At 66.3% G+C, this 19,541-nt stretch carries 14 protein-coding genes; 3 read left to right on the top strand and 11 right to left on the bottom strand.

The genetic code is table 11. From position 1 onward, the window contains the following. Positions 1–24: 24 nt before the first annotated feature. Entirely contained in the window at positions 25–2,364 is a 2,340-nt protein-coding gene (locus KF759_RS00435) for a carboxy terminal-processing peptidase (RefSeq protein ID WP_291222178.1), read from the bottom strand. 232 nt (positions 2,365–2,596) lie between these two features. Beyond that, positions 2,597–3,271, bottom strand: coding sequence for a lipoyl(octanoyl) transferase LipB (lipB, locus tag KF759_RS00430; protein ID WP_291222177.1), 675 nt, complete (start codon positions 3,269–3,271; stop codon positions 2,597–2,599). Between the two features lie 112 nt (positions 3,272–3,383). On the opposite strand from lipB, the gene KF759_RS00425 reads away from it, so the two are divergent. Then, a complete protein-coding gene (locus KF759_RS00425; protein ID WP_291222176.1) occupies positions 3,384–5,357 on the top strand; it encodes a hypothetical protein in 1,974 nt (657 codons plus the stop codon). Between the two features lie 41 nt (positions 5,358–5,398). On the opposite strand, the gene KF759_RS00420 is transcribed toward KF759_RS00425, so the two are convergent. The 5 genes from KF759_RS00420 to aceF all read right to left on the bottom strand — a co-directional run bounded on the left by KF759_RS00420 (position 5,399) and on the right by aceF (position 10,699). Beyond that, entirely contained in the window at positions 5,399–5,689 is a 291-nt protein-coding gene (locus KF759_RS00420) for a DUF493 family protein (RefSeq protein WP_291222175.1), read from the bottom strand. Positions 5,690–5,758: 69 nt separating this feature from the next. After that, positions 5,759–7,015, bottom strand: coding sequence for a D-alanyl-D-alanine carboxypeptidase family protein (locus tag KF759_RS00415; protein ID WP_291222473.1), 1,257 nt, complete (start codon positions 7,013–7,015; stop codon positions 5,759–5,761). A 274-nt stretch (positions 7,016–7,289) separates the two neighbouring features. Further along, positions 7,290–8,261 (bottom strand): septal ring lytic transglycosylase RlpA family protein, encoded by a 972-nt coding sequence (locus tag KF759_RS00410; protein ID WP_291222471.1) that lies wholly within the window; start codon positions 8,259–8,261, stop codon positions 7,290–7,292. Continuing rightward, positions 8,261–9,283, bottom strand: a complete 1,023-nt coding sequence (gene mltB / locus KF759_RS00405) for a lytic murein transglycosylase B (protein WP_291222174.1) — start codon at positions 9,281–9,283, stop codon at positions 8,261–8,263. Before mltB ends, KF759_RS00410 begins: the two co-directional genes overlap by 1 nt. Positions 9,284–9,364: 81 nt before the next feature. Next, positions 9,365–10,699, bottom strand: a complete 1,335-nt coding sequence (gene aceF, locus KF759_RS00400) for a dihydrolipoyllysine-residue acetyltransferase (protein ID WP_291222172.1) — start codon at positions 10,697–10,699, stop codon at positions 9,365–9,367. 168 nt (positions 10,700–10,867) lie between these two features. Between aceF and KF759_RS00395 the strand changes: the two genes are divergently transcribed. After that, positions 10,868–12,160, top strand: a complete 1,293-nt coding sequence (locus KF759_RS00395) for an amidohydrolase family protein (protein WP_291222171.1) — start codon at positions 10,868–10,870, stop codon at positions 12,158–12,160. 107 nt (positions 12,161–12,267) lie between these two features. Here KF759_RS00395 and KF759_RS00390 read toward each other — a convergent pair whose 3' ends face one another. Beyond that, positions 12,268–13,071 carry a GGDEF domain-containing protein gene (locus tag KF759_RS00390; protein WP_291222170.1) on the bottom strand — a complete coding sequence of 268 codons (804 nt, stop codon included), beginning with the start codon at positions 13,069–13,071 and terminating at the stop codon, positions 12,268–12,270. A gap of 255 nt (positions 13,072–13,326) precedes the next feature. Between KF759_RS00390 and KF759_RS00385 the strand changes: the two genes are divergently transcribed. Further along, positions 13,327–15,714 carry a serine/threonine-protein kinase gene (locus tag KF759_RS00385; RefSeq protein ID WP_291222168.1) on the top strand — a complete coding sequence of 796 codons (2,388 nt, stop codon included), beginning with the start codon at positions 13,327–13,329 and terminating at the stop codon, positions 15,712–15,714. 68 nt (positions 15,715–15,782) lie between these two features. Here the strand turns inward: KF759_RS00385 and KF759_RS00380 are convergent, their stop codons facing one another. The 3 genes from KF759_RS00380 to KF759_RS00370 form a co-directional block, all read right to left on the bottom strand. Continuing rightward, complete coding sequence (locus KF759_RS00380) at positions 15,783–17,144, bottom strand: M48 family metallopeptidase (RefSeq protein ID WP_291222167.1); 1,362 nt, start codon at positions 17,142–17,144, stop codon at positions 15,783–15,785. A 94-nt stretch (positions 17,145–17,238) separates the two neighbouring features. Beyond that, the gene (locus tag KF759_RS00375) at positions 17,239–17,976 is read right to left on the bottom strand and encodes a glutamine amidotransferase (protein ID WP_291222166.1); all 738 of its coding nucleotides are present in this window, start codon (positions 17,974–17,976) and stop codon (positions 17,239–17,241) included. A gap of 108 nt (positions 17,977–18,084) precedes the next feature. Further along, positions 18,085–19,497 (bottom strand): choice-of-anchor Q domain-containing protein, encoded by a 1,413-nt coding sequence (locus KF759_RS00370; protein ID WP_291222165.1) that lies wholly within the window; start codon positions 19,495–19,497, stop codon positions 18,085–18,087. Positions 19,498–19,541: the final 44 nt, after the last annotated feature.

The following is a 19,541-nucleotide window of genomic DNA, read 5'->3' as shown; positions in this document are numbered from 1 at the left end:
CGGGCGGCACGTGAGGTTTTGCTGTCAGTCGACCACGGCGGGTGTGGTCGCCGAGTGCGGAAGCACCTGTGCGGCGAGCTTGTGATCGGCACGCAGCAGATCGATCTCGTCGGCAAGGATGTGCGCGGCTTCATCCAGGATCACGTCGCGGCGTGCCTTGGCCTGCTTCTCGCGGGCGAGTTCGCCGCTCACGCCGCGCTCGTCGGGCGTGAGTCCATCGTCGCTGCCAAGGCTTGTGTCCTCATCTTCGTCCGCGCTCGTTGCGGCGCCGCTGGCCGTGCTGGCCGGCTTGGCGACGGGCTTGCCGGCGTCGGCACCTGCCTTGCCGGTGGTGTCGGCGCGCGCAATCCCCGCCGATTCGTGGATCTTCTGCACCGACTGCGCGGCCGGGTCGGCGGCAGGCACCGCCGAGCCGGCGGCATCGGCCGCGTCGGCGCGCGCATTCTCGCTGTCGCGCGCCTTGCGCTTGGCTTCCTGCTCATCGCGTTGCTTGCGGCGCTCGACCTCGTTGAGCGAGATCGTCTTTTCCACGCGCAGCTTGCGTGCATCGGCGAGGTCGGCCTCGAAATTCTGCCACGCCACCTCATGGGCGACGCGCGCGTCGTGACGCTGGATCAGCATCGGCACGATGGTCTTGAGGTTGCCGACCGGCGTGTACTTGGCCGGCGCGATCGAAGTCCAAGGCAGGGCGTTGTCGTAACTCGACTCGCCGAAATCCTTGGCGTCGACGGTGAGCGGGAAGCTGACGTCGGGGGTGACGCCGCGCAGCTGGGTCGAGCCGCCGTTGACGCGGAAGAACTGCGCGATCGTCATCTTGACCTCGCCGAAGGTCGGCTTTTCGTTGCGCGCGACATCGTCGAGGTCGACCAGGTTCTGCACCGTGCCCTTGCCGAAGGTGGGCTCGCCGATGATCACGCCGCGGCCGTAATCCTGGATCGCTGCGGCGAAGATTTCCGAGGCCGAGGCCGAGCCACGATTGACCAGCACCGCGAGCGGACCGTCCCAGGCCATGCCGGCTTTCTCATCACTGTTCTCCTCGACCTGGCCGCTGGCATTGCGCACCTGCACCACCGGCCCCTTGTCGATGAACAGCCCGGTGAGATCGGTGGCTTCCGACAGCGAGCCGCCGCCGTTGTTGCGCAGGTCGACGATCACGCCATCGACCTTGTCGGCCTTGAGTTCGCCGAGCAGTTTCTCGACGTCGCGCGTGGCGCTCTTGTAGTTCCTGTCGCCGCGCCGGCGTGCGTCGAAATCCTGATAGAAGGTCGGCAGCGAGATCACGCCGATGCGCCGCACCTGCGCGCCGTCCTTTATTTCGATCACCGACTTCTTGGCCGCCTGCTCCTCGATGCTGACCTTCTTGCGCACCAGGGCCAGCGTGAAATGCTTGCCGTCGGGGCCGGCATCGGCGGGCAGCACTTCCAGCCGCACCGTGGTGTCCTTGGTGCCGCGGATCTTCTCGACCACATCGTCCAGGCGCCAGCCGATCACGTCGAGAATCGGCCCGCTCTCGCCCTGGCCGACGCCGACGATGCGATCGCCGACCTTGAGCTTGCCCGACAGCGAGGCGGGCCCGCCCGGCACGATTTCGCGGATCGCGGTGTAGTCGTCCTCGCGCTGCAGCACCGCGCCGATGCCTTCGAGCGAAAGCTTCATCGCGATGTCGAAGTTTTGCGAGGCACGCGGGCCCAGGTAATTGGTGTGTGGCTCGATCGACGAGGCGTAGGCATTCATGAAGGTCTGGAACACGTCCTCGCTGTTGAGCTGGCGCACGCGATCGAGATAGTTCGCGTAACGCTTGTCGAGCGTCTCGCGGATGTCCTTGTCGTTCTTGCCGGCAAGCTTGAGGCGCAACCAGTCGTTCTTGATGCGCTTGCGCCACAGATCGTCGAGCTCGGCCGCATCCTTGGGCCAGGCGGCCTTTTCGCGGTCGTAGTCGTAGTTCTCCTGCTTGCTGAAGTCGAAACCCTTGACCAGCAGCGCGCGCGCATGGGCGATGCGATCGGCGACGCGTTGTTCGTAGATGTTGAAGATCGCGTAGGGCGCCGACAGGTCCTGGTCGTAGATCGCGTCGTCGAGTTTGTCCTTGAAGCGCTCGAACTTGTCGATGTCGGCCTGGGTGAAAAACAACTTGTCGCCGTCGAGCGCATCGAGATAGTGCTTGTAGATCCTTGCCGACATCGCATCGTCGAGCGGCATCGGCTCGTAATGGAAGTGGGTGAGGAAGCGCGTCGCCCAGATCGCCGCCTCGGCCTGGGTCGGCGTGGGCTTGAGCACCGGCGCCAGCGCAGGTGATTCCGCTGGCTTGGCGACGGCGAGGCTCGCGAACGCGAGGGCGAACGCGACGATGAGGAACTTCCGCATTGCTTGCTCCAAATGACTGCACAGGGCGCGCGACGACGCCTCGGGGTGGTTCTCGCAAGTCACGCCGCAACAACGGCGCGCACCCGACCGGCGACATGATACGTGTTGCGCAGCCACAAAGCGTTGCCCTTGGCACAGGGTTTGCGGGCGTGTGCGCGACAAATCAAGCCGCTCCGGTGGTCGGTTGGGGGCGGCTTGGACAGCACACATGGCGCAATCGTTCCGCAGCGACTCAGGCGCTGCGGGTGAGACCGGAGGCGTCCCCGGGCAGGTCCGTGCCGGCTTCGCGTGGCAGCAGATCGAATTGGCGCACGAACTCGGCAAGCAGGACATCGGCCACCCGATCGACGCTGCCCGGGCCGCCCAGATCCATGACTTGGGTTACCGCAAGCCCTTGATATCCACAGGGATTGATGCGATGGAATGGCTCCAGGTCCATGCCCACGTTGAAAGCCAGTCCGTGAAAGCTGCAGCCGCGACGCACGCGCAGGCCGAGTGCGGCGATCTTCGCCTCACCGACGTAGACGCCCGGTGCCCCGACACGGCGCTGGGCGAGAATGTTCCACTCGGCCAGGGTGTCGATCACTGCTTGCTCGATGCGCTCGACCAGCTCGCGCACGCCCAGTTTCATGCGACGCAGATCGAACAGCGGATAGGCCACGATCTGCCCTGGACCGTGATAAGTGACCTGACCGCCACGATCGACCGGCAGCACCGGGATCTCGCCGGGCAGCAGCACGTGCTCCCACTTGCCGGCCTGACCGAGCGTGAACACCGGCGCGTGTTCAAGCAGCCACAGCTCATCGAGGGTATCGGCGCCACGCGTGTCGGTGAACGCCTGCATGGCGCGCCATGTCGGTTCGTAGGGCTGGCGTCCGAGGCGGCGCACGAGAACGGGACGGGACATGGGCTGCAGATTGGGGCGAGGGCGAAATTCCCAACAGGGTCACCGATTTGCCCCGCAATCGCCACGACCGCTGCGCTAGAGTGCTCCCATGAGCTCCCACTGGAGAGTGACGATGCGCCTTGCGACCCTGTGCAGCGGAGTCCTGCTTGCCGGATGCGCGCAGACCGCGTGGGCCGACGTCGATGACATGGCCAACTACCGGCAGATGGAGCGCGAACGCTTCGAACTGCTGCGTGCCGATCCCTCGCCGCGCGTACAGGTGTTGGCGGGGAGCCTATGGCTCGACCCGGACGACGTGGCCAACAAGCTGCTGCCCAAACCCGAAGAAATCAAACAGCGCGCCGTGGAACTCGCTCCCGACGATGCCTTCGTGCAGTGGGTCGCAGCTGAGGACGGCAGCTATTTCAGCAGCCAATGCGGGCCGACCCAGTGGCCCGAGGCCGAGGTCGCCAATCTCGTGCGTCTGGAGGCCGACAATGCCGCGGCATGGCAGTACGCGGTCGCCTTGGCCGTAGCCAAGGGCGATGCGGCCGGAATCGACACCGCGCTGGCGCGCATGGCCGGTGCAAGTCGCGCCAGCGATCATCAGGGTGAACTCGTGCGCCTGTGGCGGCGTTTGTACGCGCAGCATCCGAGCTGGCTCAATTCGTTCGCGGAGGCAATGGAGGGTGCCCATGTGCAAGAACCCGCCGGGCCGGCACGGGACCTCGCGCTGCTGCAGGCCTTGCAGCAAGGCGACCGCAGCCGTGGAGCGGTCGACGACAAGCTCGAAGCAGTGTGCAAGCCCGACGCCGCGCAGGACAGCGCCTTGCAACGACTGGGTTGGTGCGCGCGCGCGGGCGAGCTCCTCGCCGACAAGGGCAGCAGCATCAGTTTGCGCCAGACCGGTCTGAAAATGCTTGCCGCGGCGGGCGCGACGCAGGACGAGCTTGCCGAGCAGCGCTACCAATTGCAGTACCTGATCGAGAACGCGGCAACACCCGCGCACAATGCCGAGTTGTTTGGCGCCGTCGATACCGGCTTGGCCAGCGACTGGCGCAATGCCGATGGCGACATCGCCGCCACCACGCACCGCCTCGAACGTTTGGGCTTGCCGGCAACGCCGCCGCCAGGCTGGGTTTCCTCGGCCGAGCGCATGCGTGAAGAGAGCGGTCGTGCCGAAGACGCCTGGTCGAGTTACCTGAGCGCAATCGCCAGCGATCTTGCAGCACGCAGCGACGAGCGTGAACGTGCGCTCGGCTTTTTCGTCGAGAACATGCGCAAGGGCATGTCTGCCCGCGAACGGCAAGGAGCGAGTGCGGCTGGCGGGTCTGCCGACGCCTTGGCTGACACGGACTTGGCTGATCTGGCCGCGGCCAACCCGGGCAATGCCTTCGTGCAATGGCTTGCGCTCGGCGATGCATCGGCCAGCGCGCCGGCTCTGGTTCGCCTGCAGCAACTTGATGCCGACAACGCCTTCGTCTGGCTGGCGTCAATGAAAGACGGGGCCGATGTGGCTCAGCTCCTGCATCGCGCCGCCACTGGCAGCCGCTATGACGATTACAGTCTCGCCGCGTTCGAATTGCTGCATGCGGCATTTCAGCGCCAACCGGTACCCGAGTCGTACCGCGAGATGTTCGCGCGTGAGGGCATCAGCGGTGACGCCGTCGATCTCGACAAATGGGCTGCGGTCAGTGGAGCACTGATGCTCGGCATGGGCAGCCCGGCGTTCGGCAGCATGAATGGGTTCGCGCGCGCGTGCGGAAAAAGCAACGCCGCCAATGCCGCTGTGTTGCGCGACGACTGCATTGCGGTCGCGCGCCTGCTGTTGCATTCGGGCACATCACTGCTGGTGACTGCGGTGGGCACCAGGACCCTGCTGAATCTGGGCGCGCTCGAGGATGAAGATCGTGCATTCGCACGACGCATTGCCTGGTGGCAGGAGCAAGCCTCGATGTCGGACAGGATGACTGACGCCTTCGCCGATGACTATGTCGCCAAGGGTGAACTCGCCGCCATCCGTGCTGCCGCTGCGCGTGCCGGCAAAGCCGACCCGCCCGCAGACTGGCAACCCAGGGCCTGGGCAAGCAAGGCCAAGGGCGAGTAGATCCGATCAGATCATCTGGCCACCTTCAATCGGTCAGATCGTCACAGCGTCCAGCGGATATCCGGGTGCGCGCGCAGCGCCGCATGCACCTCGTCGTATTTCTCGCGCGTGGGGCACATGAAGCTCGCGGTGACCGAAACGTAGTTGCCTTCGCGCGAGGGCCGCACGCGCACCGCTTCGGCCAGCACGCTCAGGCCCGCGTCGCCGATGATGCGCAGCACTTCGTTCTCGAGCTCGGCGCGAGCGCTGCCCAGCGCGGTGATTTCGAACACGCCGGGAAACTGGAAACCCTGCTGGGGGTTGTCTGGCCTGATTTCACCGAGGTCTTTCATGCGTGCTCCGAATTGCGTGGCGCCGATCGTGGCTCAACGATATGGAGGCACGCGCCGGGAATCAAAGGCTCATTGCGCCTTGGCCGCCTCGGTCGAAACCGTGCCACCCGCATCGCCCTTGAACCACATCCAGATGCCATCGCTCATGCGCTTGAAGAAGCCACCTTCGGCGCCATCGGCGAGCGCGATCAAGGGGCGCTCGAGCAGGGACTTGCCATCGAGCGTCACGTGCAGGCTGCCGACCTGCTGGCCCTTGGCGATCGGCGCAACCAGACGCGAGGGCATGTCCAGATTGGCCTTGAGCTCGCCATAGCGACCGCGTGGAAAAGTCACCAGCACATCCTCGGCAACGCCCAGCGGCAGTGTGTCGCTGGCGCCCTTCCAGAATTCCGGCGCAACCAGCGGCGCGTTCGCGGCGTAGAGCTTGTGCGTCTCGTAGAAGCGGAAGCCGTAATTGAGCAGGGCCTGATTGTCATCGGCGCGCGCCTTCTCGCTGGGTGCGCCCATCACCACGGCGATCAGACGTTGCTCGCCGCGCTGTGCCGAGGTGGCAAGGCAGAAGCCGGCTTCGGAGGTATGACCGGTCTTGATGCCGTCGACGCTGTCATCGCGCCACAGGAGGGTGTTGCGATTGTGCTGCTTGATGCCGTTCCACTCGAATTCCTTGATCGCGTAGATCTTGTACTCGTCGGGATAGTCGTGGATCAGCGCACGCGACATCAGCGCCACGTCATGCGCGGTGGTGTAGTGCTCGGGATTGGGCAGGCCGCTGGCATCGACGAAATGCGTGCCGCTCATGCCCAGTCGCTGCGCGTACTGGTTCATGAGCTGGGCAAAGATGTCCTCGGAGCCTGCGGTGTATTCGGCCAGCGCAATCGCGGCGTCGTTGCCCGACTGGATGATCATGCCGTAGAGCAGGTCCTTGAGCGGCACCTGGCTGCCCAGTTGCAGGAAGCTGGTCGAGCCATCGGTGCCCGCGCCGCCCGAGCGCCAGGCCTTCTCGCTGATCGTGACCTTGTCGTCGAGCTTGATCTTGCCCTGCGCCAGTTCGGCCGAGACCACGTAAGAGGTCATCACCTTGGTGATCGAGGCGGGCGCGACGCGCTGATCCATGTTCGACTGCGCAAGCACTTGACCGCTGGCGTAGTCCATCAAGAGCCAGGCCTTGGCATCGATCGCGGGTGGCGGCGGGATCGGCCCCGTACCCGCTGCGGCATTGGCGGCGGGTACCGGCTTGGGCACGGCCTGCGGGCTCGGCAGATTTTCCTGCGCGCTGCCGCTGGCAGCGGCTTTCCCGGCGGCGGTGCTGGCGCTGCCGGCAACCACGCCGGTGGCAATCGCCAGCGTGTTCGCGGTTGCAGGCTTGCTCACTGGTTTGGTGCTGCGCTTGGCTTTCGCCGCCGCGGCTTTGGTGTGATGAGGTGGAGCGGCCGGCACGCTTGTGCAGATCAATGCGCAAGCGGCGGCAAGGACGAAGACGGACAGCTTCATGCGTGGAGGCTTCACAACGACGAACAAAGCGTGATTGTCGCAGAGCAAGCCGCACAAGACACGCCGTTTTCAGCACTTTTTGCCGCGTGGTCGGCGGATGTTCATGCGTTCAGTTTTCGATCACCACGCGCGGCGTGCCCAGCCCGAGGCGCTCGATGCGCCGGCTCATGGCATCGGCGGCTGCGGCATCGGCCAGCGGACCAAGGCGCACGCGATGAATGCTGCGACCTTCGACATTTGCAGTCACGATCGAAACATCGGCAAGCCCGGCGCGCTGCGCCTGTGCCAGCGCACGCTGCGCATTGGCGCGCTCACCGAATGCGCCCAGTTGCAGGTAGAGGAGTGCGTGGCCGAATGCAGGCGTTCTGCTGTCGGGAGCGGTTGCGGCGCCGTTGCTGGCCGGTTTGGCCGAGACGGCCGCCTGTTCGATCGGCGCGGGCGCGCTTGCACTTGCGCTGCCGGCATCGCCGCCGCGGCTCGGGTCGATCGCACGTACTTCCACCAACCCGGTTCCCTTGGGCCACACGCCGATCTTCACCGCGGCGGCGTAGGACAGGTCGATGAGGCGGTTGTCGTGGAAGGGGCCGCGATCGTTGATGCGCACGATCACGCTCTTGCCGTTGTCGAGATTGGTCACGCGCGCGTAGCTGGGCAGCGGCAGCGTCTTGTGCGCGGCGCTGAACGCGTACATGTCGTACTTCTCGAACGAGGAGGTGAGATAACCGTGGAACTTGTTGCCATACCACGAGGCAATCCCGCGCTCGACATAGCCGCGTGCATCGGGCAGCACGTGATAGCTCTTGCCCAGCACTTCGTAGCGTTCCTTGTTGCCGTAGCGCGAGCGCGGCTCGACCTTGGGCACGGGCTCGGGAATCTTCGACACGTCGATCGGCGCTCCAGCGGGGCCGAAATCGCTGCCATGCCGATAGCGCTGCGACTGTGGTCGCGAGACGTCATCGTCGATGCCGCCTGTGGCTGCAGGCTGCTTCGGTGTCGATTCGGCGCGGCGCGGCGCGCGACTGGCGCAAGCGGTCAGCAAGGCGCACAGCAACAGCAGCGGCGCCAGCAGGCGCGCGAGCATCACGGCGCGGCGGCTCCCGCCGCGATTTCCTGCGCCAGCTGGAACACCGCCATCGCGTACAGCGGGCTCTTGTTGTAGCGCGTGATCGCACGGAAATTGCCGAACACCAGCCAGTATTCGCGACCTTGCTCGCCTTCGAGCGTGAGCAGGGTCGAGGGTGTGGCAGCGTCCACGCGCTCGATCGGTGCGTAGCCCCAGGCTTCCATCTGCTGCAAGGGATAGATCGGTTCGATGCCCGGATCGGCGAGCGGCTTGGCGTCGGCGGCGGGCTGCGCGCGCACCGCGACTGGCGCGCCAGCCTGCCAGCCGTGTTCGACGAAATAATTGGCAATGCTCGCGCTGATGTCGGGCAGCGAAGCCCACAGGTCGATGCGGCCGTCGCGATCCTCGTCGCGCGCCCACTTCGCGATGCTGGTCGGCATGAACTGGCCCCAGCCCATCGCACCGGCATAGGAGCCGCGCAGCTGGTCGATCGGAAACGCCAGGTGCGCATCGCCGAGCAGGAACAGTTGCTTGAGTTCGCCACGGAAGAACTTCTCGCGCGGCGGATAGTGGAACGCGAGCGTGACCAGCGCATCGAGCACGCGGTACTTGCCGGTGATCTTGCCGTAGCCGGTCTCCACGCCCATGATCGCGACGATGATCTCGGCGGGCACGCCATATTGCGTGGCGATGCGATCGATCAGCTCGCGGTTGTCACGGTAGAACGCGATGCCGTCATCGATGCGCTTCTGCGTGATGAAGATCGGCCGATACTGCGCCCAGGTTTTCGTCGCTTCGGCCGGGCGCGCGATCGCGTCGAGGATCGACTGCTGCAGCTTGGCCTTGGCCAGCGTCTGCAACACCGCATCGGCGGCAGGACCGCCCTCGCGGGCGACTTCGGCAGCGAATTCGCGCTCAGCCTGGCTGGCCGATGGTGGTGGCGAGGCGGGCGCGCGCGCGGCAGCGGTGGCGGTGGCGGTGGCGGTGGCGGCGCAAACGGTGAGGACGGCGGCGCACGCGGCGCGAAGGATCAGCGGCATCGGCCTACTCTAGCAGGATGCCCGGCCAGTCCGATGGCGGCGCGCACGCTTGCAGCGTGCGCGAGCCCCGGAACGGCTTGCTCAGAGCAGGACCCGGCGCATGTCGGCGAGCACCTGGCCCAGATACGCGGTGAAGCGCGCGGCAGCGGCGCCGTCGATCACGCGGTGGTCATAGCTGAGCGACAGCGGCAGCAACAGACGCGGCTGGAATGCCTTGCCGTCCCAGACCGGCTGGATCGATGACTTCGACACGCCCAGGATCGCCACTTCCGGCGCATTGACGATCGGCGTGAAGGCGGTGCCGCCGATGCCGCCGAGCGAGGAGATGGAAAAACATCCACCCTGCATGTCGGCGGGGCCGAGCTTGCCTTCGCGCGCCTTCTTCGCCAGTTCGCCACTTTCCTGCGCGATTTCGATCACGCCCTTCTTGTCGGCGTCCTTGAGCACGGGCACGACCAGACCGTTGGGGGTGTCCGCGGCAAAGCCGACGTGGAAGTACTGCTTGAGCGTGAGGGTCTCGCCGCTGGCATCGAGCGAGGCGTTGAAGTCGGGGAACTTCTTCAGTGCCGCGACCACCGCCTTGACGAGGAAGGCGAGCATGGTGAGCTTGATGCCGGACTTCTCGTTTTCCTTGTTGAGCTGCACGCGCAGGGCTTCCAGCTCGGTGATGTCGGCGTGGTCGAACTGGGTGACGTGCGGAATCATCGCCCAGTTGCGTGCGAGGTTGGCGCCGGAGATCTTCTTGATGCGCGACAGCGGCTTGGTTTCCACCGGGCCGAACTTGGCAAAATCGACGCTCGGCCACGGCAGCAGGTTGAGGCCGCCAGCGCCACCCGCGGCGCGCGCGAAACCGCCGCCGGCGAGTGCGGACTTGACGAAGTTCTGCACGTCTTCCTTGCTGATGCGGCCCTTGCGCTCGCTGCCCTTGACCTGGGTGAGGTCAACGCCCAGTTCACGCGCGAAGCGGCGCACCGCGGGGCTCGCGTAGGGCACCTGATCGGGCATCAGTGCGCTGGCGTCGAAGGCGACCGGCGGCGTGCGCGTGGGCGTGGCTGTCGGGGCGACGGGCGCGGATGCGACCGCAGGAACTGCGCTTGGGCTGGGCGCAGGCGGCGGCGCAACGACCGCAGCGGGCGCCGGCGTGGCCGCAGCCGCGGGCTTGGGCGCTGCCGCGGCCCCACTGGTTTCGATGATCGCAACGACGTGACCGGTCGAGACTTCATCCCCGAGTTTGACGGCCACCGTCTGCACCACCCCGGCAACGGTGGCGGGTACTTCCATCGTCGCCTTGTCCGATTCCAGCGTGACCAGGCCCTGATCCTTGGCAACCGTGTCGCCAACCTTGACCAATACCTCGATCACCGGGACGTTGCCGTGGCTACCGATGTCGGGAACCTTGATTTCTTGCGTGGCCATCAGGCGACTCCGGATGCAATGGGCGACGGGCGGGTCGAGCGGGTGATTTTGTCACGTCGGGGTGGCGCGAAGCCAATCGTGGGCCAGCGACCACCCCGTGACCAATCGCCCGCGACGGCGCGCTCGCCTCCTGCTAACGTGAAATTCCCCCACCTCGTGGACGCCGCCATGCGCCGACTGCTCTGTGTCCTTGGACTTGCCCTTGCCACCACCGCGGGCGCCGTCGAAGCGCCCGCGCCGCGTCAGCTCGCGGTGACCGCCGCGCGCCTGATTGCGCCCGAGCAGGGCAAGGTCATCGAGCATCCGCTGGTGCTGATCCAGGGCGATCGCATCATCGAGGTGCGCAGTGGCGGGGCCATTCCCGCCGGCTACGACGAGCGGATCGACCTCGGTGATGCGACCCTGTTGCCAGGCCTGATCGACGTGCACGTGCACCTGGACTTCGATCCCACCTTCGGCAGCGGCAACTATTACAAGGACATCCTCACGCTCGGCCCGATCGACACCGCGGTGCTTGCGCCCAGCTCGGCGCGGCGCACGCTCGAAGCGGGCTTCACCACGGTGCGCAATCTGGGCTCGAACCAGTACATCGACATCGCCCTGCGCAATGCGATCGACCGCGGCCAGATTCCCGGACCGCGCATCCTTGCCGCGGGGATTGCGCTCGGCGCGACCGGTGGCCATGCCGATGGCGGCACGGGTTTCGCACCCAACATCGAGTTCCACGGTGCCAATGGCGTGGTTGATGGCGTCGATGCGATCCGCCAGCGCGTGCGCGAAAACGTCAAGCGCGGCGCCGACGTGATCAAGTTCATGGCCGGCGCGGGCGTGCTCAGCAACGAGGAATCGGTCGGCGCGGCGCAGTACACGCAGGATGAAATGAATGCGCTGGTCGACGAGGCGCATCGCTGGGGCCGCAAGGTCGCCGCGCATGCGCATGGCGCGGAGGCGATCAAGATGGCGATCAAGGCCGGTGTCGATTCGGTCGAACATTGCAGCTTCATCGATGACGAGGGGCTCAAGCTCGCCAGGCAGCGCGGCACCTGGCTCGACTTCGACGTCTACAACGATGACTACATTCTTTCCGAATACGCCAAGCTCGGCGTGCCGCAGAACCAGATCGACAAGGAAAAGCTCGTCGGGCGCACCCAGCGCGAGAGCTTCCGCCGCGCGGTGCGCGCGGGCGAGAAGATGGCTTTCGGCACCGACGCGGGCGTGTATCCGCATGGCTGGAACGCCAAGCAGTTCGCCAAGATGGTGGAGTGGGGCATGACCCCGATGCAGGCGATCCAGGCCGCCACGACCCAGGCCGCCGAGCTGCTCGGCTGGAGCGACAAGGTCGGTTCGCTGCAGCCGGGGCGCTATGCCGACCTGATCGCCGTCGATGGCGATCCGCTCACCGACATCTCGAGACTCGAGCATGTGCGCTTCGTGCTCAAGGGCGGCGAAGTGGTGAAGTGAGGGACGCTTGAATCGGGGTCAGGCATTTTTCCGGCATGAGGGATCAAGCCGGCGATGGTGATCGGAAATTGCGCCTGACCCCACTTCGTGCGATTTCATGACCCAATTCATCCCAGCTCGACGCGGTTGCGCCCGAGCTGCTTGGCGCGGTAGAGCGCCTCGTCGGCGGCACCCATCAGGTCGCCGACGCGCTGCATGCCGGGGCGCCATGTGGCCGCGCCCACGCTGACCGTGATCGTGGTCGGCCCATCGGGCAGCGTGAATTCGAGTGCGGCGATCGTGCCGCGTACCTGCTCGGCCACCGCGGCGCCGGCAACCAGATCGTGCTCGGGCAGGGCGATCGCGAATTCCTCGCCGCCGATGCGCGCTGCGATTGCCTCGTCGCGCGCCAAGGATTGCAGCGCGCTGCCAAGCCTTTCCAGCACCTGATCGCCGGCGATGTGGCCATGCCGATCGTTGATCGCCTTGAAGTGGTCGAGATCGATGATCAGCAGGCACAAGGCGCGATCGTGGCGGTTCGCGCGCTGCAGTTCGCGCTCGATCAGGTCGAGGAAGTGGCGGCGATTGCTCAGGCCGGTGAGTGGATCGCGCGTGGCCAGCTGGTAGATCTCGTCGTGGTAGCGCGCTTCGACCGAGGTGCGCGCCATGAACTTGAGCACGCAGCTGCCGATGGTGATGTAGTCGCCGTCGCTGAGCTCGGCTTCCTCGACCGGAACATCGTTGAGCAGGCTGCGATTGGTCGAACCCAGGTCGCGCAGCCGCCAACTGCCGTCTTGGCGCCAGATGCGGGCATGCAGGCGCGATACGCTGCGTTCGTCGATGCGAAAACTCGCATCATCGCCGCGTCCAAGCGTGAGCTCGCCGTCACCAAGATCGATGCGCTGGCCCAGCGAGGGTCCCTGCAGGACCACCAGGCAGGCGTCCGCACCGTTCGCATCGCCCGCACCGTGCGCTGGGCGAAGGGTGCGCGGCTGCGTGGTGGGAGTGGTGGAGTCGCGCCCGATTGTGCGCATGCAGGCAAGCCCGGCCAGGGTTTGCCATCAGTGTAGCCAGCTGCGAGGGTTCGCGCGCGCATCGCCGCAGCGCCTTACACTCTCCCCCTGTGCCCGCGCGCGTCCAGCGGGGCGCGTTTCCGGGAGTCTCGTGCAATGCCATCGCAGCCACCGATGACCGATGATGCCACCGAGCTGCTGCCGCGCAGCGCCTGTGCCGCCGGCCCGTCGGCCGAACTGGCTCCGGGTACGCAATTGGGCGTCTACGAGATCCGCGCCTTGCTCGGCGAGGGCGGCATGGGTCGGGTCTATCTGGCCGAGCAGCTGCGCCCGGTGCGGCGCAAGGTCGCGCTCAAGCTGATCCGCGAGCAGGTGGCCAGCCCGCTCGCGCGCGCCTATTTCGATGTCGAGCGCCAGGCGTTGGCGCAAATGCAGCACCCGTCGATCGCGCAGGTATTCGATGCGGGTACGACCGAAGACGGGCATCCCTACCTGGCCATGGAATGGGTCGAGGGAGAACCGCTGGCGCAATTCTGCCGTGAACACGCCCTGGACCGCAGCCAGCGCATCGCGCTGTTCAAACGCATTTGCCACGGTGTCCAGCACGCGCACCAGAAGGGCATCATCCATCGCGACCTCAAGCCGGCGAATGTGCTGGTACGCGAAGTCGATGGCGTGCCGCTGCCGATCATCATCGACTTCGGCATCGCCATCGGGGGCGGTGCATCCGCCGATGGTGTGGTCGAGGTGAGCGTGCGCGTGGACGAGCAGGCCGGGACGCTGGCCTACATGAGCCCCGAGCAGTCGGCGCGCGGCGGACGCGATCTGGATACCCGCAGCGATGTCTACGCCCTGGGCGTGATGCTGTGCGAATTGCTCACCGGTTGCGACGCGGCCAGCCTCGCCTCGGCGCCGCATGCTTCGCGCAAGGGCCTGCACGCGACCTTGCTCGCGGCCGTGGAAGACGCGGCAGGCGGGCCACCGGCGCCGACGGATTCCTTGCTGGCCGCTGCGCGCAACTTGCCTGCTTCGCTGCGTGCGATCCTGCGCAAGGCGCTGGCCACCGAACGCGAGGACCGTTATCCCTCGGCTTCGGCGCTGGCCGAAGACCTCGAGCGCTATCGTGCGAATCGACCGCTGATTGCGATCGCACCCACGCGCTGGTATCTCGCCCGCACCTTCGTCTTGCGGCATCGCCTGGGTCTGGTCGCGGCCGCCATGATTGCGGTGGCCCTGGTTGCCGGCATCGTGCTGGCATTGCAGGGACGCAATGCCGCGCGGGAATCCGCGCGCCTGGCCCAGGTGGAGGCAAACAAGGCCGCCCAGGTGTCCGAGTTCGTGCGCGGCATGCTCGCAGGCATCGATCCCAATCGGGCCAAGGGCATGGATCGCAGCCTCATGCGGCTGCTGCTCGATTCGGCCGCGCAACGCGCCGACAAGGAACTGGTCGGCCAACCGGCCGTGCGCGCCGATATCGAACGCACGATCGCCGGCAGCTATGCGGCGATCGGTGAGGGCGCGATCGCAAGCGAACACTACGCCACGGCGATCGCCGCTGCCGCGGCTGCCGGGATGGGCGCCAGCGCGCGGGCGCGGCTGCTCGCGAGTTCGGCGCTCAATCTGGACAACCAGGGACATGCCAAGGAGGCGCTGGTGCAGGCCGAGCAGGCGCTCGGCCTCGTCGCGAGCCTGCCCGCCGACGATCGTGACCGGCTGGTCGTCGAGTCGGTGCTGGCCGGCGTCGAATACAACACCGGCGCCACCGAGCAAGCGCGCGAGCGTTACCAGCGCGTGCTCGCGCTGCAGCGAAGAGTGGCAGGTGTCGACAGCGACGAGACCCTCGACACGATGAATGGTCTGGTCACGCTGGAGTCGGAGACCGCGCATCTGGACGTCGCGCAGCCTCTGGCGCTGGAGTTGGTCGCGCACTGCAAGGCTCGTTTCGGCGCTGAACATTCGCGCACCTTGAGCGCAATCAACAGCCTCGCCGTCGTTTACGCGGAACAGAAACGCTTCGCCGATGCGCAGGCCTTGCTCGAGCCGGAATTGCCGATCTATGAGCGTGTATTCGGCAAGGATCATCCACTCACCCTGCGCCTGGTGAGCAATCTGGGCAGTTTCATCCGTCAGCAAGGGCACAATGAAGAGGCGCGGCCCTACTACGAACGCGCGCTCGCCCTTGCGATCCGGCTTTATGGCGAAGTCAGCCCGGCCACGGTGATTGCCGAGTCGAATCTTTCGTTGTTGTTGCGCGATGCCGGTGATCTGGCGGGTGCCGAACGGCATGCGCGCGATGCGGCGCGCAATGCCGATGCCGCCTTCGGCGACAATCCGATGCGCGCGATCATGTCGCGCGAATACGCCACCATCCTGATTCGCCTGCACCGCTATCCCGAGGCGCAGGCGCAACTCGACCACGCCTGGGACATCTTCGCGCAAGCCGAGGGTTTTGGCCCCGGACACCCGCGCGCGCAGGACGTGGTCGATTCCGCGGTGGAGCTGTACACCGCGTGGCCGCATCCCGAGCGGCTGGCCATGTGGAAGAAGCGCAAGACCCGCTGAAGGGAATCGGCGTCGGGGCCATTCTTCCCATCAGGAAAATCAACCGGACCGCGTTGCGTGGATTGGCCTCACTGCGGTGCGGTGCCCCGTGCCGCGCGCTCGGCCTCGGTGCGCCGAACCAGCTCGAGATTCTCCTTGAGCCAGATCATCGAGCCATGCACGCGTGCGTAGCCGCTGGGATGGTCGTAGAAGACGATTTCCTCGAGCGGCCCGGGGTGGATCTTGCGATAGGTCGACAACCGCATCGCCGCCATTGCAAAGCCATGCGGCTCGCGTGCGGCGTCCAGTCCGAACATGTCGGCTTCGGCCTCGGCCTGGCGCGTGATCGAGTTGGTGACCGGCGTCATCAGCAGGAAGAACGTCGACAACACCGCGACTGCCAGCGGCAAGGCCGCGGTATCACCGCGATCGCGCAGACCCAGCCGCCGACCCCAGCGCGCGAGCAGCCGGTCGAACACCACGTGCACGAAGAAGAAGCCCAGCGTCAGGACCAGGCTGATGTAGATCATCAACCGCAGCGAATGGTTGAGCACGTAGTGCCCCATCTCGTGGCCCATCACCGCCTTGATCTCGGGCAGCGAGGTCTTGTCGAGCAGGTTGTCGTTGAGCGATACGCGCGTGGTGCCGGCAAATCCCGAGACATTGGCGCTGATGCGCGTGGTCTGGCGCGAGGCATCGAATTCGACCACGTTGTCGGTGGGGATCTGGTTGGCGCGCGCGAGCGAGAGCACGGCGCTGCGCACCGGGCCTTCGCGCAGTGGCTTGTAGTCGTTGAAGATCGGCGACAGGTAGACCGGCGAGAGCATCGCCATGAGCATGATGAACACGAAGGCACCGCCGCTGGCCCAGATCCACCAGCGCGCGCCCGCGCGGCGCACCGCGCGATACAGCAGCGCGATCAGCAGCGGGGCGATCACCAGCGAGATCGCCAGGCCCTTGAGTTGGTCACCGAACCAGCCGCCGAAGGTCTGCGTGGCCAGGCCGTACTGATGCTCGCGGAAGAAGTCGCTGTAGATCGAAAGCGGCAACGCCAGCACGAAGCCGAGCAGGATCCACAGGAAGGCATAGATCACCGTCTGCAGCCAAGGCCTGTGCGTGATGCGCTCGGCGCGGTCGCGCATCCAGCGCGACAGGCCGGTCAACAGGAAGATCGCGCAGACCACGAGGCCGTAAAGGAAACCCCACAGCTGCAGCCAGTAGCCGCCTTCGAAGTAGGCATCGGAAAGCGCGCGCTGCTCGGGCGTGAGCAGATCGAGATAGGCCTGAGTCGCGCGATCGACATCGAAATCGGGCGTGGGCTGCGCCGCGGGCGGGATCTGCAGGCCCGGGGGAAACTCACGGGCGCCGGGAGTCGTCGGCTCGGCTTGTGCCGGCATGACCACGACCAGGGTCGTGAGGATCAAGGCGAACAGGCAGAGCAGGGTCTTCATGACAGGCTTCCCCAAGCGGATGTGAAGTCGCGCAAGACTCGGCGCATGGCCTGTTTGCGTCAAGCAACGAAAGTCATGGCGATTCCGCGGGCTCTCATGCAACACCCGTTGCGAGCCTGCGAAAGCGGCGCAGGAGTCCGCGGGCGAAGGGCGTCGGCGCGCAGTCGCGTGCCGCGCAGCAAGGCTGCGGGCAGTTGCCGTTGCGTGCGGGCCGCCGCGCCTCGACGTAGCCGCGCATGATCTCGACGCTGAATTCGGGATGGAACTGCAGGCCCCAGGCGCGCGGCGCAAAGCGGATCGCGTGGAAGGGATCATGCGCCGAACGCGCCAGCACCACCGCGCCGGGCGGCGGTTCGAGCACGCTCTGCTGATGCGAGGCATGCGCGGGAAAGCAAGCCGGTGCATCGCCGAGCAGCGGATCGTCGACGCTCTCGCCCAGGCGCTCGATGGACACCGTGCCCAGTTCGCGGCCATCGGGGTGGTAGTCGACGCGACCGCCGAGCGCATGGGCGAGCAACTGATGGCCATAGCAGACGCCGAGTACGGCGCTGCCGGCACCGATCGATGCGCGCAACCACTGCGCGGCGTGCTCGCTCCAGTCCAGTCGCTCGGTGACCATCGCCGGCGAGCCGGTGACGATCACGCCCGCATGTTGGCCAGGCTCCGGCAGCGCGGCTCCTGCCGTGACATCGATCACCTCGACCTCATCGCGAGGCAGACCCAGACCGCGCCGGAACCAGTCGGGAAAATCGCCGTGCCGTGCGCGCACCATTGGCAGGGTGCTGCCGGTCTGCACGATCAATACGCTTGCGTCACCGGCACGTTGGGGCATGAATTTCGAGACTGTAGACTGCGTTGGCGCCATGGTAGCGCTTCACGCGCGCAGGGCCGCCATCGGAACACGCCCACGGATCGCATTGGGCGATCCGTGGGCGCGCCATCAGCCCGGCGGGCCGCCGAACGCGGTATCGAAGCCGTCGCGGAAGATGTAGTCCGGATCGTATTCGTAGGCGCCGATGTCGGTACCGGGTCCTACCGAGCGCAGGAACGGAAAGCCGCGCTGGTCATAGGTCTGCCCGACCGGCGCGACGCCGGCGTCCACATCCAGGTCGGTCGGACTCAGGGCGTGGGTCGGTCGGCTCGAGCCATTGAGCGCGAGCGGCAGCAGTTGGCTGGCGGTGGTGATCGTGCCGTTGGGCAAGGCCAGCGTGGAGCCGGAGATGTGGTCGTGGTCGCCGGCCAGGGTCGCGCCCGTGGATGAACTGAGGTTGATGCTGGTGGCAAATCCCTCGCCGCCGGCGTAGTTGCCGGTGATGATGGTCGAGGCGATGACATGGTTGCCCGCGCCCAGATCGAGACCGCCGCCGATGATGCGCCCGCCCGAGCTGCCGTCTTGCGAGGTATTGTTGCTGATCGTGCTGCTGAGGATGGTGGTCGTGCCGACGCAGGTGAGGCCGCCCACGCGCGTGGCGCTATTGCCTGAAATGGTCGTGTTGATGATCGAGATCGGGGTGGCGGATGGCGGGTGGATGTGCGCCCCACCGGACACCCTCGCGCTGTTGTTGATGAGCGCCGAATTGACGATCTGCGCGCCACCAGGGGTGGTGAAGCCGCCGCCCCAACTGTTGCCGGTCGTGTCGGTTGCGTTGCCCGCGATGACACTGCGGTCGAGGGTCACGCCACCCACGGCGTACATGCCGCCACCGCTGGCGTAAGCACCGCCGCTGGAGGTGGCGACATTGCCGCTGACCTCACTCAACCGCAACGAGGTCAAGCCTTGCGAGAACACGCCGCCACCGATGCCTTGTTGAAAGCCCACGCCCTTGGCCGTGCAGCCGGACACGCTGGTCACGTTGAGGCCGACGTTGCCCGCGCCGTAGACGCAGCCGCCCTTGGCCTGGCCGTCGTCCTTGTACTTGCGGCCACCCTCGAGCGAGAGGAACTGCAGGTTGAGCTGGCCGGCGCCCAGATGGCGGATCAGGCCATCGGTGACCGTGGCAGCCGCGGTGATCGTCGGTCGTCCCTTGCCATTGCCGCGGATATCGAGGTCTTGCTGGCCGAAGATCAGCGGCGTCTGCAAGGTGATGGTGCTGCACGAGAGTGTCGGCGAGGCGCGCACCGAATCGCCCGAGGCCGAGGCGCTGATCGCCTGACGCAGGCTGCCCAGGCCATCGTCATCACAGTTGGTGTAGAAGCGCACGGTCGCGCCGGGCGCCGTGGGCCAGGCGCCGCTGGTGTCCAGCGCGGATGTGGCCGCCGATGCCACCGAGGAAGTCGTGGTCGGTCCGGCAAGTGCAACAAGAATCAGGCTCGCAAGCGGCAGCCGCCGCGAACCCTTGATCAGGGATTTCATGTGCGTCTCCATGTCTGGGATCAAGATCCGCGACCGGTCGCAGG

It is taken from the genome of Dokdonella sp. (assembly GCF_019634815.1).
Lineage (GTDB): Bacteria > Pseudomonadota > Gammaproteobacteria > Xanthomonadales > Rhodanobacteraceae > Dokdonella_A.
This window is presented reverse-complemented; position numbering and strand designations above follow the sequence as displayed.

Excerpts from the sequence above, each read along its gene's own strand:
- KF759_RS00435 (WP_291222178.1), bottom strand. The coding sequence starts at position 2,364 with ATGCGGAAGTTCCTCATCGTCGCGTTCGCCCTCGCGTTCGCGAGCCTC.
- lipB (WP_291222177.1), bottom strand. The coding sequence starts at position 3,271 with ATGTCCCGTCCCGTTCTCGTGCGCCGCCTCGGACGCCAGCCCTACGAA.
- KF759_RS00425 (WP_291222176.1), top strand. The coding sequence starts at position 3,384 with ATGCGCCTTGCGACCCTGTGCAGCGGAGTCCTGCTTGCCGGATGCGCG.
- KF759_RS00420 (WP_291222175.1), bottom strand. The coding sequence starts at position 5,689 with ATGAAAGACCTCGGTGAAATCAGGCCAGACAACCCCCAGCAGGGTTTC.
- KF759_RS00410 (WP_291222471.1), bottom strand. The coding sequence starts at position 8,261 with ATGCTCGCGCGCCTGCTGGCGCCGCTGCTGTTGCTGTGCGCCTTGCTG.
- mltB (WP_291222174.1), bottom strand. The coding sequence starts at position 9,283 with ATGCCGCTGATCCTTCGCGCCGCGTGCGCCGCCGTCCTCACCGTTTGC.
- aceF (WP_291222172.1), bottom strand. The coding sequence starts at position 10,699 with ATGGCCACGCAAGAAATCAAGGTTCCCGACATCGGTAGCCACGGCAAC.
- KF759_RS00395 (WP_291222171.1), top strand. The coding sequence starts at position 10,868 with ATGCGCCGACTGCTCTGTGTCCTTGGACTTGCCCTTGCCACCACCGCG.
- KF759_RS00385 (WP_291222168.1), top strand. The coding sequence starts at position 13,327 with ATGACCGATGATGCCACCGAGCTGCTGCCGCGCAGCGCCTGTGCCGCC.
- KF759_RS00380 (WP_291222167.1), bottom strand. The coding sequence starts at position 17,144 with ATGAAGACCCTGCTCTGCCTGTTCGCCTTGATCCTCACGACCCTGGTC.
- KF759_RS00375 (WP_291222166.1), bottom strand. The coding sequence starts at position 17,976 with ATGCCCCAACGTGCCGGTGACGCAAGCGTATTGATCGTGCAGACCGGC.
- KF759_RS00370 (WP_291222165.1), bottom strand. The coding sequence starts at position 19,497 with ATGAAATCCCTGATCAAGGGTTCGCGGCGGCTGCCGCTTGCGAGCCTG.